Source organism: Actinocorallia aurantiaca (genome assembly GCF_039533685.1).
Classification (GTDB): domain Bacteria; phylum Actinomycetota; class Actinomycetes; order Streptosporangiales; family Streptosporangiaceae; genus Actinocorallia; species Actinocorallia aurantiaca.
Window position 1 is genome coordinate 46,275 of the sequence record NZ_BAAATZ010000035.1, and the last position, 13,219, is coordinate 59,493.

The window sequence follows — 13,219 nt, forward strand, 5'->3', positions numbered from 1 at the left end:
GCCGTTCCGCCCGCCACCGTTTATCGGCGGCAGGCGCCGCCGATACGTCCTGTAGCATCATTCCATGCTGACATCAGTACAGACTGATCTCATGCGGGTGTTCGCCGATCCGCTGCGCCTGCAGATCATCACGCTGCTCGCGCGGGAGACGCTGTGCACCACGCATCTCGTCGCCGAGACCGGGGCGCGGCAGACGAACCTGTCCAACCACCTGCGGGTGCTGCGCGAGGCCGGGGTCGTCGACACCGAGCCGTGCGGGCGGTTCACCTACTACCGGCTGCGGCCCGAGGTCGTCGAGCAGCTCGCCGGAGCCCTGGGCGACCTGGCCGAGACCGCTCGCGCCACCGCCGAGACCGGACGCAAGAGGGCCTGCTGATGACCTCCGTGCAAACCCCTGCCGCGGACGGCTCCGTCGTCGCCAGGCTCTCCACCCTCGACCGGTTCCTGGCGGTGTGGATCCTGCTGGCCATGGCCGCAGGCCTCGGCCTCGGACGCCTGGTCCCCGGCCTGGACGGCGTGCTGGCCGCCGTCGAGATCGGCGGGATCTCCCTGCCCATCGCCCTCGGCCTGCTGATCATGATGTACCCGGTGCTGGCCAAGGTCCGCTACGACAGACTCGACGCCGTCACCGGCGACCGCCGCCTCATGGCCTCCTCGCTGGTGGTCAACTGGATCGTCGGGCCCGCGGTGATGTTCGCCCTGGCCTGGCTGTTCCTGCCCGACCTGCCCGAATACCGCACCGGTCTGATCATCGTCGGGCTGGCCCGCTGCATCGCCATGGTCATCATCTGGAACGACCTGGCCTGCGGCGACCGCGAGGCCGCCGCCGTCCTGGTGGCCCTCAACTCCGTCTTCCAGGTGCTGGCCTTCGGACTGCTCGGCTGGTTCTACCTCGACCTGCTGCCCGGATGGCTGGGCCTGGGCGAAGGCGAGAACCTCGACATCTCCATGTGGAAGATCGCCCTCAACGTCGTCGTCTTCCTCGGCATCCCGCTCGTCGCGGGCTTCCTCACCCGCCGCCTCGGCGAAAAAAGACTCGGCCGCGAGCGCTACGAGACGTCCTTCCTGCCGAAGATCGGCCCCTGGGCGCTGTACGGGCTGCTGTTCACCATCGTCGTCCTCTTCGCCCTCCAAGGCCAGACGATCACCTCTCAGCCGCTGGACGTCGCCCGCATCGCCCTTCCCCTGCTCGTCTACTTCGCGATCCTGTGGTTCGGCACGTTCGCGCTCGGCAAGGCCATCGGACTGAACTACGAGCGCACCACCACCCTGGCCTTCACCGCCGCGGGCAACAACTTCGAGCTGGCCATCGCGGTGGCGATCGCGACGTTCGGCGTCACCTCAGGACAGGCTCTCGCCGGAGTCGTCGGACCCCTCATCGAGGTGCCCGTCCTGGTCGCGCTCGTCTACGTCTCCCTCGCCTGGCGCCGCAAGTTCACCGCGGCGTGAACCCGGCCCTCCGGGTCAGGCCGGGCTCGACCTCGCGAGGTAGACGGTGTTGGTGGCCTCGCGGTCCTGGAGGTGGTTGGGGAAGCTGACGACGCGGGCGTGCGGCTCGGCGAACACCTCCGCGAGCACGGCGAGGAAGGACTCGTCCGGCGGGTCGTTCGACCACAGGGCGAACACCCCGCCGGGGCGGAGCAGACCGGACAGCCGCCGCAGCCCCTCGGGCAGGTAGAACGCGGCGTGGCCCGGATGCAGCAGGTGGTCCGGCGCGTGGTCGATGTCGACGATGATCGCGTCGAAGCGCCGCCCGTCGTCCTGCGGGTCGAAACCGGCACCGGCCTCGACCAGCGCGAAGAAGTCGCCGTGGACGAAGCCGCAGCGGGGGTCGGCGGTCAGTTCCGCGCCGAGGGGGATCAGGCCCCGCTCGTGCCAGTCGATCACTTCGCCGAGCGCCTCGACCACGGTCATCGACCGGACCCGCGGGTCTTCCAGGACGGCCCGGGCGGTGTAGCCCAGTCCGAGCCCGCCCACGACGACGTCGAGTTCCGTGCCGGGCAGCTCCGCGAGGGCCAGCTCGGCCAGCTCGACCTCGCCCGCGGTGAACAGGCTCGACATGAGGAAGTCGTCGTCGAGCTTGATCTCGAACACGTCGGTTCCCAGGACGGGCTCCCGGCGCCGGCGCAGGCTGATCTCCCCCTTCGGGGTGGCCCTGTAGTCCAGCTCTTCGAACCGTGCGCCCATCAGGTGTTCCGTTCGTGTGTCGGTGCGATCGTCGCGCGGCTTGCGGGTGCGTGGTCGCCCGGACTCGTGGCCACCGGATCAGTCTAGCCACGCGGCGTGGGCGGGACGTCTTCCTCCTCGAACACCGCGGGCACTCCGCCCGACCATCCGCTCGGCGGGGAGTGTTTCGGACTTCGGCGAAGCAGGTAGGAGCTTGATGACGGAGAGTAATCATTCTGGTGTTCTCGGAGGGGATGTGGAAGGCAACGAGATCCGGAGCCTGCTGCATCCGTTCCTGCTGCTGTTGATCTACGAGCGTCCCGGACACGGGTACGACCTGATCGAGCGGCTGGCCCGGATGGGGGTGCCGGGGGTCGAGCCCGGGCACGCCTACCGGGTGCTGCGGAGCCTGGAACGGGCGCGGCTGCTCAGGTCGGCCTGGGAGCCCTCGGGGACGGGGCCCGCGCGCCGCCGCTACGAGCTGACGGCCGAGGGCATGGCGGACCTGGAGTCCTGGGTGCCGCGGATGGGCGCCTTCGCGGAGCTCCTCGGCTCCTGCGTGGAGCGGTGGACCACGGCGTCCGGACCCGGCCGGCTCGCCGGCCGGGTCCGGTGAGGGGGCGCCCGTGCCGCCATGGGAGACCGCGGAGGACAGGGCGCTGACCCTTTTCGGAGCCAGGGCGGAGGCCGGTCTCGCGCTGAAGCGGGAGGCCGGAGCGGTCGGGCGCGCCTGCCGGGCCATGGCCGGGAGGTTCCGCCGCGGAGGGACCCTCTACACCTTCGGCGCCGGTGTCGCGGCGGCGGACGCCGCGCACATCGCGGTCGAGTTCGTGCATCCGGTGATCGTCGGTAAGCGCGCCCTGCCCGCGGTCCCGCTGAACTGCGAGACCGCGCCGCTGACCGGTGAGGGGGCCGCCGAGGCGTTCGCGGCGAGGCTGGAGTCGATGGCGGAGCCGCGCGACATCGTCCTCGCCCTGTCCTCCGACGGCCGGTGCGCGGCCGTGCTGCGCGGCCTGGACAAGGCGAGGGAGCGCGGCGCGCTCACCGTCGCCCTGACCGGCGCGGGCGGCGGGGAACTGGCGGGCGGCCCGGCCGTCGACCATCTGATCGTCGCGGCCTCGGACGACCCCCGCGTGGTCAGGGAGATGCACGTGACCGTCTACCACGTGCTCTGGGAGCTGGTGCACGTGTTCCTCGAACGGCCTGGAGACCTGGAACAGGAGGCGTTCTCTTGACGGAACGGGAGTCGTACTGCGGCGGGGACGAAGCGGTCTGCATCACCTGCTCGGACTCGGCCGTCGCGGTGCGGATACGGGAGCTGCTGCCCGGCGGGCTGGCGATCGTCGACACCGGGGAGGGGCTCGAGGAGGTCAGCGTGGCGCTGGTCTCCGCCGGTCCCGGGGACGTCGTGCTCGTGCACGCCAAGGAGGCCATCGCGATCGTCGGGGAGCCGGCGTGACCGCGGAGGCCGGGCCCGGCGGAGTGGAGGCGCTCTACCCGTTCCTGTACTCCGGGCGGGACGATCTCGCGTCCCTCCTGGCCGACGTGGAGAGCTCCACGTCGGAGAAGGCCTCGGAGATCGCCGCGTTGCGCGGGTCCCTCGCCGCCCGCTTCGCCTGGCCGATCGCCGAATGCGCCCGGACGATCGCGGACTCCTTCGCTTCGGGCGGCCGGCTGCTGGCCTTCGGCAACGGCGGCAGCTGCACCGACGCGCAGGCGTTCGCCTCGCTGTTCACCGCCTCCGCGCCCCCGCTGCCCGCGTTCTGCCTGCCGCAGGACGCGGCGTCGCTCACGGCCCTGGCGAACGACGTGGGTTTCGAGGTCGTCTTCGCCCGTCAGCTCGGCGCTCTGGGGCGGGGCGGGGACGTGGCCGTGGCCTTCTCCACCAGCGGCGGTTCGGCGAATCTGCTGCGCGGCCTCGGGGAGGCCCGGCGTCTGGGCATGGTGACGGTCGGTTTCGCCGGTCACGACGGCGGGCCGATGGCCGAGGCGGGCACCGTCGACCATCTGTTCGTGGTGCCCTCGGCGTCGGTGCACCGGATCCAGGAGGCCCAGACGACGCTGTACCAGGTGCTCTGGGAGCTCGTCCTCCACGAGCTGGCGGACGTCCGGTGACGGTCCCGTCCCGCCGGACCCGCGTCCGGATCCGGGTCGAGGGCATCGTCCAGGGGGTCGGGTTCCGTCCGTTCGTCCACGAGCTGGCCGGCCGTCACGGGCTCGCGGGCTTCGTCGGCAATGACGGCGACGGCGTCTTCGCCGAGGCCGAGGGCGAAGCGGCCTCGCTGGACGCCTTCATCGCCGACCTCGGGTTGCGGGCTCCCCCGTTGGCCCTCATAGAGCGGGTCACCACATGTCCGGCGGAACCGCTCGGAGAGCTCGGTTTCCGTATCGTGCCGAGCGTCCCGGGAACGGGGCGTTCGACGCTGCTCTCCCCCGACATGGCGACCTGTGCCGAATGCCTGAACGACATGACCGATCCCGGGAACCGACGGTTCTGCTACCCGTTCACCAATTGCACTCACTGCGGGCCCCGGTTCACCATCACCGTCGACGTGCCCTATGACCGGCACAACACCACGATGAGCAGCTTCGTCCTGTGCGCCGACTGCGAGCGGGAATACCAGGATCCGTCCGACCGGCGCTTCCACGCCCAGCCCGTCTGCTGCCCCCGGTGCGGGCCGACGCTGCGGCTGCTGGGAACGGACGGCGAGGCCGTACCGGGCGATCCGGTCGACGCGGCCGCCGCACTGCTCCGGGAGGGCCTGATCCTGGCGGTCAAGGGGCTCGGCGGTTACCACCTGGCCGTACTCGCCGGTGACGAGGACGCGGTCCGCCGGCTGCGCGCCCGCAAGCACCGGGAGGCCAAGCCGTTCGCCGTGATGGCACCCGACCTTGCCGCCGCCCGTGCCCTGGCCGACTTCGACGAGGCCTCCATCCGCCTGCTCACCGGCTCCCGCCGCCCCATCGTGCTCGCACCACGCCGTGCCGAGGCCCTGGTGGCCGACGCCGTCGCACCCGGCTCCGGAGAACTGGGGGTGATGCTGCCGTACGCGCCCCAGCACCACCTGCTCGCCGCACGGCTCGGCGAGCCCTTCGTCCTGACCAGCGGAAACCTCTCCGACGAGCCGATCATCCACCGCGACGACGAGGCCCTGAAGCGCCTGGCGGACGTGGCCGACGCCTTCCTGACGCACGATCGCCCCGTGCACGTCCGCGCAGACGACTCGGTGGTCCGCGTCTTCCGCGGCCGGGAGATGCCCCTGCGCCGTTCACGCGGCTACGCGCCCGCCCCTCTGACGGTGCACCGCCCCTTCCCCCGGCCCGTCCTGGCCTGCGGAGCCGAACTGAAGAACACTTTCTGCCTCGGCAAGGACCTGCGCGCGTTCCCGTCCCCCCATATCGGCGACCTGGGCGGCTACGAGACCCTGCGCGCGTTCACCGACGGGATCGCGCACTTCCGTCACCTTTTCGGCATCGAACCCGCGGTGCTCGCGCACGACCTCCACCCCGACCACCTGTCCACGAAGTACGCGCTGGACCTGGCCGAGACCGAGGGCCTCCCCGCGATCGGAGTGCAGCACCACCACGCCCACCTCGCCTCGTGCCTGGCCGACAACGGAGAGGACGGCCCCGCGATCGGCGTCGCGTTCGACGGGCTGGGCTACGGCCCCGACGGGACTTTGTGGGGCGGCGAGCTGCTCGTCTTCGACCTGGCCGGATACCGGCGCGCGGGGCATCTGGAGACCGTGCCGATGCCGGGCGGAACCGCCGCGATCCGGCAGCCGTGGCGGATGGCCGCCGCCCACCTGCACGCCGCGTACGGAGGCCGCCCCCCGGAGCTCGACGTCGTCCGACGGCACGCCGACCGCTGGGAGGCCGTGACCGCCCTGGCACGTTCCGGGACGAACGCGCCTCTCACCTCCAGTGCGGGGCGGCTGTTCGACGCGATCGCGGCGATCACGGGCGTCCGCGACGAGACCTGCTACGAGGGCCAGGCCGCCATCGAGCTGGAACGGCGCGTCGACCCGGACGAGCACGGCGCCTACCCGGTGACGGTCTCGGACTCGGATCCGCTGGTCGTCTCCTGCGCGGACCTCGTACGCCGCGCCGCCGAGGACGTCCAGGCGGGAGCCCGCACCGGGCAGGTCGCCGCCCGCTTCCACCGCGGCCTGGCCGCCGCCGTCGTCGGTGCGATCGCCGTCCTCCGCGAGCGCACCGGCCTCACCTCGGTCGCCCTGTCCGGCGGAGTGTTCCAGAACATCACCCTGCTGGGCCTGGTCGCCTCAGGCTTGGAACGAACCGGCTTCCGCGTTCTGACCCACACGCGCGTCCCCCCGAACGACGGCGGCCTCTCCTTCGGCCAGGCGATGGTCGCCGCGGCCTCGGACCGGGACCCGTCCCCGCTCCCGTGACCGCTCCGCTTCGCACGGCCGAGAGGGGCTCGGTTCCCGCTCCTCGGGCGGTCAGCAGATGCGGGGCAGCGGGTCTCCGACGAGCAGGTCGGCGATGCGGGTGCCGCCGAAGGCGGTCTTGAGGAGCACCAGGCCGGCGGGGCCGCCTTCCACCCGGCCCACCAGCGCGGCGCCCTCTCCCAAGGGGTGGCCGCGCAGAGCCGCCAGGGCCTCCTCCGCCCGGTCCCCGTCGACGAGCGCGACGAAGCGGCCCTCGCAGGCCACGTACAGCGGGTCGATGCCGAGCAGTTCACACGCGCCGATCACCGCAGGGCGCACCGGTACGGCGGCCTCCTCCACCGTGATCGCCAGTTCGGCGGCGCGCGCCACCTCGTTCAGGACGGTGGCGACGCCGCCGCGGGTGGCGTCGCGCAGCATCCGCACCCCGCCGGGCACGGCGTCCAGGAGCGCGGCGACCACGCCGTCGAGCGGGGCGGTGTCGGAGACCAGGTCGGCGGCGAGGTCGAGTTCGCCGCGGGCCAGCATGACGGTCACGCCGTGCTCGCCGATCGGTCCGGAGACCAGCACCGCGTCCCCCGGACGGACGTGCGCGGCGCCGAACTCGTCGGGGCGTTCCAGCACGCCGACGCCTGTCGTGGTGATGTAGCAGCCGTCGCCCTTGCCCCGCTGGACGACCTTGGTGTCGCCGGTGACGACCTCGACGCCCGCGCGCCGGGCGGCGGCGGACATGGACGCCGTGACGCGCCGCAGGTCGTCCATCGGAAAGCCCTCTTCCAGGATGAACCCGGCGGAGAGGTACAGCGGCCGGGCGCCCGAGACGGCCAGGTCGTTGACGGTGCCGTTGACGGCGAGGTCCCCGATGTCCCCGCCGGGGAAGAACAGCGGTGACACGACGAAGGAGTCGGTGGTCAGGACCATCCGGGCGGTTCCCACCCGCAGGACCGCGCCGTCGTCCAGCGGTTCCAGTGCCGGGTTGCCGAACGCGCCGAGGAAGACGTCCTCGACGAGGGTCTGGGTGGCCTTTCCTCCGGCGCCGTGGGAGAGGGTGACGCGTTCCTCCCGCACCCTCGGGGCTCGCCGGCGGGCGCGTTCTATGCGGTCCAGCACCTGCTTCTCGGTCGTCATCTGAGTGTCGCCTCCCGTACGCGGTCCCTCGTGAACCGGCCGTAGTTGTAGTACGCGGCGCAGGCGCCCTCCGAGGAGACCATGCAGGTGCCGATCGGGGTCTCCGGGGTGCACGCGGTGCCGAACACCTTGCACTCCCAGGGTTTGATGACGCCCTTGAGCACCTCGCCGCACTGGCATGCCTTGGGGTCGGCCACCCGGACGCCGGGCAGGTCGAAGACGCGTTCGGCGTCGTGGGCTGCGAACTCCTCGCGCAGCCGCAGGGCCGAGTGCGAGATGAAGCCGAGCCCGCGCCATTCGAAGTGGGGGCGCAGCTCCATGGTCCGGCCCATGGCCTCCAGAGCCCTGGGGTTGCCCTCCCACGGGACGACCCGCGCGTACTGGTTCTCCACCTCGCAGCGGCCCTCGGCCAGCTGCCGCATCAGCATGTACACCGACTGGAGCAGGTCCAGCGGTTCGAACCCGGCGCACACCAGCGGCCTGCCGTAGCGGGCGGCGATGAACTCGTACGGGCGGCAGCCGATGACGGTGGAGACGTGGCCGGGGCCGAGGAAGCCGTCGAGCCGCAGGTCCGGCGAGTCGAGGATGGCCTTGATCGCCGGGATGACGGTGACGTGGTTGCAGAAGACCGAGAAGTTCTTGATGCCCTCGGCGGCGGCCCGCAGCACGGTCATCGCGGTGGACGGCGCGGTGGTCTCGAAGCCGATCGCCATGAACACCACCCGGCGGCCGGGGTTGTCCCGGGCGATCCGCAGCGCGTCCAACGGGGAGTAGACCATGCGGATGTCGGCGCCAGCGGCCTTGGCGTCGAAGAACGAGCCGTCGCCGCCGGGCACCCGCATCATGTCCCCGAACGAGGTCAGGATCACGTCGGGTTCTCCGGCGATGGCGATGGCGTCGTCGACGCGGCCCATCGGGATCACGCACACCGGGCAGCCCGGCCCGTGCACCAGCTCGACGGCCTCCGGCAGGTGGTCCTCGACGCCGTGCTTGTAGATGGTGTGGGTGTGGCCGCCGCACACCTCCATGAACTTGTAGTGCCGGCCGGGCTCGCACAGCGCGGCGATCTCCGCGGCCAGGACCCCGGCCCTGTCCGCGTCCCGGTACTCGTCGACGAACCGCATGGCCGCCCCTCACGTCAGGTGATGTCGGATTCGGAGAGCGCTTCGAGCTCGTCCTCGTAGGCGCTGCCGAGCCCTTCGAGCAGGGCGAGGGTGGCGGCCGCCTCCGCCTCGTCGATCTTCGACATGGCGAAGCCGACGTGGACCAGGACCCAGTCGCCGGGACGGACGGCACCGGGGCCGAGCAGGCCCAGGCTGATCGGCCGGCGGACGCCGGCGACCTCGACCGTGGCCAGGTCTCCGCGGTCCGGCAGGAGTTCCACGATCTCTCCCGGGATGCCGAGGCACATGTCGCTCCTCTCACATCCGCCGCATGCGCAGGTACCGCTTCAGCGCAGGCAGGTTCTGGAAGACCAGGAACACGGCGAAAGCCATGAAGAGGGTGAGTATCGCAATCCCGACCCGTCTCACTTTTCTCCTTCCGCGAGGCTCGCGAAGAACGCCTCGATCTCCGGCCACACCCGGGTGCCCCCGGACAGGCCCTTCCACGCGCCCCGAACGACGGCCACCAGCCGGTAGCAGTCGTCGACGGGCACCAGCCACCGTTCGTCCGCGCCGCGGAGCGAGTTCACCAACAGCGCCTCCGCACCGGGCCGCAGCTCGGCCAGGCGCGGGCAGGACGCGACCGCCTTCGCCCACGCCGCCGCCTCCACGGAGTGGCCGGTGGAGCCCGCCGGGCTCGGATAGCGGGCGGTGACGACGCCGTCCGCACCGAGCGTGAAGAACGCCAGCCCGACCGGGACGCCGAGGTCCGCGGGATCCAGGCCGGTGAGCCGGACCCGCCCGCCGGTCACCAGCCGGTAGTGGCCGGTCCCCTCCCCGAACAGCAGCGAGCAGGCCCGGCAGGAGCACAGCAGCGCGCCGTTCCGCTCGTCCACCACGTGGCGGTGCTCGTCCTCCACCGGGATGCCGCACAGACCGCAGAGGTCGGTCGTCCCCCGTTCCCGCGACTCGGCGCGCCGGATGGCCCGGCCGAGCGCCGTCGAGTTCATGAGGCCGTCTCCGGGCGGCGCGACAGCGACTCGACCGGGATGAAAGCGGCTTTGCCCTTCGGCTGCCGGACGTCGACGTCCGTCAGTTCCGGGACGGCCCCCAGTACCGCCTCCCGGACCACCTCCACGGCCGGCCCGGCCCCTCCGCATCCCCCGCCCGAGAGCAGGACGCGCGCGACGGTCCCCTCGACGCCGTCGAAACGCGCGTCGCCGCCCCGAAGGAGCGGGCGCACCCGGTCCAGGGCCCGTTCGATCCGCCGCTCGGGCGGCTCGGGGTGGAGTTCGTGCAGGACCAGCAGGTGACCGACGAGCTCGTCGTCCGCCAGCGGGCCCGCCGTGCCGGCCGCCAGGTCCATGACCCGGGCGAGGGCCTCCCCGTACAGCTCGGTGATCAGGGTGACGGCGTCCAGAGCCTTGGCGGCCGTCGCGCCCGGGATCGCCTCCAGTTCGCCGAGCACCGACTCCAGCCGGGCGAGCCTGTCACCGACGGTCGGGTCGTCGAGCCGCTCAGCCATGGGACGCCCCGAACATCGGCGAGTGCAGCTTCTTGAGGGTGCGGCCCTTGCCGAGATACATGTGCACGCCGCACGGCAGGCACGGATCGAAGCTGCGCACCGCCCGCATGATGTCCACGCCCCGGAAGTCCTCGGGCCCGTTCTCCTCGAAGATGGGCATGTCCTGGACCGCGTCCTCGTACGGGCCCGGCGTGCCGAAGGCGTCGCGCGGGCTGGCGTTCCAGGGCGTCGGCGGGTACGGATGGTAGTTGGCGATCTTGCCGTCGCGGATCACCATGTGGTGCGACAGCACGCCCCGGACCGCTTCGTGGAAACCGACCCCGATCGCCTCGTCCGGGACGTCGAACGGCTGGAACACCTTGGTCTCCCCCGCCCGCACCAGCTCCATCGCCTCCTCGACGAAGTACAGGGCCATCGCCGCGGAGTACGCGATGAAGTAGGCGCGGGCGCGGTTGCGTTCGAGCGCGTTGGACCACTGCGGGATGCGCCACTCCAGCGTCTTCTCCGGCAGCGACTCGCCGCGCGGCAGCGTGATCTGGACGCTCGAACCGGTCGACTTCACGTAGGGCGTGTCCACCATGTTCCCCAGCGCGGTGCTGTAGAGGCGGGCGAAGGCACCGCCGCCCGTGTCCAGGGCGAGGTGCTCACCGGACTGCGAGTCGTACCAGCGCGGGCTCATCACCCAGCTGTACTTGTCGTCGAAGTCGCGTTTCTGCGGCACGGGCAGCGTGGTCTGGTTCCACGGGTGGCGCATGTCGACGGGGTTGCCGAGCGGGTCCGTGGTGACGAACGGCTCGGCGTTCGTCCAGTCGTCGTAGTAGGAGCTGCCCAGGAGGATGCGCATGCCCAGGTTGATGTCGACGAGGTCGGTGGTGAGCAGCCGCCCGTCCACGATGATGCCCGGGGTCACGTACATGGCCTTGCCCCAGTGGTCCATCGTCTCGTAGCGGTAGTCGACGACATAGGGGTTCTGGAACGCGCCCCAGCAGCCGAGCATGACGCGGCGGCGCCCCACCTCCTCGTAGCCGGGCAGCGCCTCGTAGAAGAAGTCGAAGACGTCGTCGTTCATCGCGACGGACTTCTTGACGAAGTCGATGACGCTGATCAGCCTCGACAGGTAGTCGACGAAGAGCGAGTGCGTCGGCACCGTGCCCACGCCGCCCGGATAGACCGTCGACGGGTGCACGTGCCTGCCCTCCATCAGGCAGAACATCTCGCGGGTGACGCGGCTGATCCGCAGCGCCTCCTTGTAGACCTCGCCCTCGAAGGGGTTGAACGCCTCCATGATGTCGGCGATCGTGCGGTAGCCGTGGACGTCGGAGCCCGGCGCCAGGGTCTCGCGCGCCAGCCGCATCACGCCCGGGTTGGTGTCCTTGACCATGGCCTCGCAGTAGTCGACGAAGACCAGGTTCTCCTGGAAGAGCGTGTGGTCGAACATGTACTCGGCGGCCTCGCCGAGGTTGATGATCCACTCGCCCAGCGGCGGGGTCTTGATCCCGTAGGCCATGTTCTGCGCGTACACCGAGCACGTGGTGTGGTTGTCGCCGCAGATGCCGCAGATGCGGCTGGTGATGAACCCGGCGTCGCGCGGGTCCTTGCCCTTCATGAACACCGAGTACCCGCGGAAGAGGGACGAGGTGACGTGACACTCCGCGACCCGCCGGTTCGCGAAGTCGATCTTCGTGTAGACGCCGAGGTTCCCGATGATGCGGGTGATCGGGTCCCAGGACATCTCGACGAGCCGCCCCGGCTCGGTTCCCGCCGCCGTCCTCGGATCGGTGATGGCCATCTCTCGAAGTCCTCTCCCTTTACCTGCGCGGGCGCTTGTGCGGCCGGTAGCCGGTGGTCAGCACGTCACGGTTGTGGCGCCACCTGGGTTCCTTGTTGACCGTGCGGTTGGTGATGTGCCGCATCCGCCTGATGAACGCCCCGTAGGGCTTGATCAGCGTGGACGACAGGGTCGCTCCCGGCGGCTCATCCATGAACGGCATGAACTTGTCCGGGAAGCCCGGCATGGTGCAGGCGATGCAGATGCCGCCCACGTTCGGGCAGCCGCCGATGCCGGCCATCCAGCCGCGCTGGGGGACGTTGCAGTTGACCACCGGACCCCAGCAGCCGATCTTCACCAGGCAGTGCGAGGAGTTGTAGGTCTCGGCGAATTCGGCCTGCTCGTAGGAGGCCGCGCGGTCGCAGCCGTCGTGCACGGTGTGGCCGAACAGCCACGTCGGGCGCAGCAGGTCGTCCAGCGGCGGCGGTGGCGCGGCGCCGGCCGCGTGGTAGAGCACCCAGGTGAGGGTCTCCATGAAGTTGTCGGGCTGCACGGGGCAGCCCGGGACGTTGACGATGGGCAGCCCTCCTGCCGACTTGAAGTCCCAGCCCAGGTAGTCGGCCAGCCCCATCGAGCCGGTCGGGTTGCCCTCCATGGCGTGGATACCGCCGTAGGTGGCGCAGGTTCCGGCGGCGACGACCGCCCAGGCCTTGGGGGCCAGCGCGTCGATCCACCAGTTCAGCGTCAGCGGCTCGCCCGTCTCGAGGTCGTTGCCGAAGGACGTCCAGTAGCCCTCGCCGTTGATCTTCTCGTTGGGGACGGAGCCCTCCAGGACGAAGATGAACGGCTCCAGCTCGCCCGCGGCGGCGGCCCGGAACGGCGCGAGGAACTCCTCCCCGCCGAGCGTGGGCGAGAGCACCTTGTTGTGCAGGTGCACCTTCGGCAGGCCCGGCACCACGCCGTTTACGACGTCCTCGACGGCGGGCTGCGAGGCCGCCGTGATCGAGACGGTGTCGCCGTCGCAGCTCATCCCCTCGGAGATCCAGAGGATGTGCATCTCCTCGTATCCGGGCTGTTCGGTTTGTTCCCTCGTGGAAGTCATCGCAAGGCCCCTCTCGGT

16 protein-coding genes are annotated in these 13,219 nt (G+C 71.0%); 7 read left to right on the forward strand and 9 right to left on the reverse strand.

What is annotated here, in order from left to right; genetic code table 11:
• The first annotated feature begins 64 nt into the window (after positions 1-64).
• Together ABD327_RS34365 and arsB are read left to right on the forward strand one after the other, a co-directional pair.
• Positions 65-376, forward strand: a complete 312-nt coding sequence (locus ABD327_RS34365) for an ArsR/SmtB family transcription factor (protein ID WP_425547279.1) — start codon at positions 65-67, stop codon at positions 374-376.
• Positions 376-1,449, forward strand: coding sequence for an ACR3 family arsenite efflux transporter (gene arsB / locus ABD327_RS34370; protein ID WP_344457259.1), 1,074 nt, complete (start codon positions 376-378; stop codon positions 1,447-1,449). Before ABD327_RS34365 ends, arsB begins: the two co-directional genes overlap by 1 nt.
• 15 nt (positions 1,450-1,464) lie before the next feature.
• On the opposite strand, the gene ABD327_RS34375 is transcribed toward arsB, so the two are convergent.
• Positions 1,465-2,187 (reverse strand): spermine/spermidine synthase domain-containing protein, encoded by a 723-nt coding sequence (locus ABD327_RS34375; RefSeq protein ID WP_344457261.1) that lies wholly within the window; start codon positions 2,185-2,187, stop codon positions 1,465-1,467.
• Between the two features lie 235 nt (positions 2,188-2,422).
• Between ABD327_RS34375 and ABD327_RS34380 the strand changes: the two genes are divergently transcribed.
• Genes ABD327_RS34380 through hypF form a run of 5 tightly spaced genes read left to right on the forward strand, consistent with a single transcriptional unit; the run spans position 2,423 to position 6,578 of the window.
• Complete coding sequence (locus ABD327_RS34380; RefSeq protein WP_344457263.1) at positions 2,423-2,782, forward strand: helix-turn-helix transcriptional regulator; 360 nt, start codon at positions 2,423-2,425, stop codon at positions 2,780-2,782.
• 10 nt (positions 2,783-2,792) lie between these two features.
• The gene (locus tag ABD327_RS34385; RefSeq protein WP_344457265.1) at positions 2,793-3,401 is read left to right on the forward strand and encodes an SIS domain-containing protein; all 609 of its coding nucleotides are present in this window, start codon (positions 2,793-2,795) and stop codon (positions 3,399-3,401) included.
• Positions 3,398-3,625 carry a HypC/HybG/HupF family hydrogenase formation chaperone gene (locus ABD327_RS34390; RefSeq protein WP_344457267.1) on the forward strand — a complete coding sequence of 76 codons (228 nt, stop codon included), beginning with the start codon at positions 3,398-3,400 and terminating at the stop codon, positions 3,623-3,625. Before ABD327_RS34385 ends, ABD327_RS34390 begins: the two co-directional genes overlap by 4 nt.
• Positions 3,622-4,281 (forward strand): D-sedoheptulose-7-phosphate isomerase, encoded by a 660-nt coding sequence (locus tag ABD327_RS34395; RefSeq protein ID WP_344457269.1) that lies wholly within the window; start codon positions 3,622-3,624, stop codon positions 4,279-4,281. The genes ABD327_RS34390 and ABD327_RS34395 overlap by 4 nt, the downstream gene beginning before the upstream one ends.
• Entirely contained in the window at positions 4,278-6,578 is a 2,301-nt protein-coding gene (gene hypF / locus ABD327_RS34400) for a carbamoyltransferase HypF (protein ID WP_344457272.1), read from the forward strand. The genes ABD327_RS34395 and hypF overlap by 4 nt, the downstream gene beginning before the upstream one ends.
• A 51-nt stretch (positions 6,579-6,629) precedes the next feature.
• Here hypF and hypE read toward each other — a convergent pair whose 3' ends face one another.
• The 8 genes from hypE to ABD327_RS34435 are packed head-to-tail and all read right to left on the reverse strand — an operon-like array spanning position 6,630 to position 13,201.
• Positions 6,630-7,703 carry a hydrogenase expression/formation protein HypE gene (gene hypE / locus ABD327_RS34405; protein WP_344457274.1) on the reverse strand — a complete coding sequence of 358 codons (1,074 nt, stop codon included), beginning with the start codon at positions 7,701-7,703 and terminating at the stop codon, positions 6,630-6,632.
• Positions 7,700-8,827: a hydrogenase formation protein HypD gene (gene hypD, locus ABD327_RS34410; RefSeq protein WP_344457276.1), complete on the reverse strand. Its 1,128-nt coding sequence runs from the start codon at positions 8,825-8,827 to the stop codon at positions 7,700-7,702. Before hypD ends, hypE begins: the two co-directional genes overlap by 4 nt.
• Positions 8,828-8,841: 14 nt before the next feature.
• Positions 8,842-9,114, reverse strand: a complete 273-nt coding sequence (locus tag ABD327_RS34415) for a HypC/HybG/HupF family hydrogenase formation chaperone (protein ID WP_344457278.1) — start codon at positions 9,112-9,114, stop codon at positions 8,842-8,844.
• 10 nt (positions 9,115-9,124) lie between these two features.
• Positions 9,125-9,313: a DUF6893 family small protein gene (locus tag ABD327_RS37555; protein ID WP_425547280.1), complete on the reverse strand. Its 189-nt coding sequence runs from the start codon at positions 9,311-9,313 to the stop codon at positions 9,125-9,127.
• Positions 9,232-9,816, reverse strand: coding sequence for a DUF5947 family protein (locus ABD327_RS34420; protein WP_344457280.1), 585 nt, complete (start codon positions 9,814-9,816; stop codon positions 9,232-9,234). The genes ABD327_RS37555 and ABD327_RS34420 overlap by 82 nt, the downstream gene beginning before the upstream one ends.
• On the reverse strand, positions 9,813-10,331 hold the full coding sequence (locus ABD327_RS34425) for a NifU family protein (protein WP_344457282.1): 519 nt from the start codon (positions 10,329-10,331) through the stop codon (positions 9,813-9,815). The genes ABD327_RS34420 and ABD327_RS34425 overlap by 4 nt, the downstream gene beginning before the upstream one ends.
• Positions 10,324-12,120, reverse strand: a complete 1,797-nt coding sequence (locus tag ABD327_RS34430; protein WP_344457284.1) for a nickel-dependent hydrogenase large subunit — start codon at positions 12,118-12,120, stop codon at positions 10,324-10,326. The genes ABD327_RS34425 and ABD327_RS34430 overlap by 8 nt, the downstream gene beginning before the upstream one ends.
• Before the next feature lie 19 nt (positions 12,121-12,139).
• Complete coding sequence (locus ABD327_RS34435; RefSeq protein ID WP_344457286.1) at positions 12,140-13,201, reverse strand: NADH-quinone oxidoreductase subunit B family protein; 1,062 nt, start codon at positions 13,199-13,201, stop codon at positions 12,140-12,142.
• Positions 13,202-13,219: the final 18 nt, after the last annotated feature.